This window comes from Aquimarina sp. U1-2 (genome assembly GCF_017897595.1).
Classification (GTDB): Bacteria; Bacteroidota; Bacteroidia; order Flavobacteriales; family Flavobacteriaceae; genus Aquimarina.
This window is the reverse complement of the sequence record NZ_JAGKIK010000069.1, coordinates 1-479: the sequence shown is the minus strand read 5'-3', so window position 1 is coordinate 479 and position 479 is coordinate 1. Positions and strand designations below refer to the sequence as shown.

Annotated in this window: 1 protein-coding gene; it reads left to right on the top strand. The window is 39.0% G+C overall.

Annotated features, from left to right (window positions below; all coding sequences use genetic code 11):
* Position 1: 1 nt before the first annotated feature.
* A partial coding sequence (locus J8281_RS19050) for an adenosylhomocysteinase (RefSeq protein ID WP_371812644.1) occupies positions 2–479 on the top strand: 478 nt, incomplete at its 3' end.

Here is a 479-nt window from a genome sequence, read left to right as displayed (position 1 = left end):
CATCACTTTAGCAGATTGGGGTAGAAAAGAAATAGAATTAGCAGAGGCAGAAATGCCAGGCTTAATGAGTCTTCGTGAAGAATATAAAGATTCCCAGCCTTTAAAAGGGGCAAGAATTGCTGGTTGTTTACACATGACTATACAGACTGCTGTTTTAATTGAAACACTACAAGCACTGGGTGCAGAAGTTACTTGGAGTTCTTGTAATATCTTTTCAACACAGGATCAAGCTGCTGCCGCTATTGCCGCTGCAGGCACTGCTGTATACGCTTGGAAAGACATGACCGAAGAAGAGTTTGATTGGTGTATTGAGCAAACCTTATTTTTTGGAGAAGATAGACAGCCTCTTAATATGATTTTAGATGATGGTGGTGATTTAACCAATATGGTTTTAGATAAATACCCAGAACTAGTTCCAGGAATTAAAGGCTTGAGTGAAGAAACCACAACTGGTGTACATAGATTATATGAACGTGTAA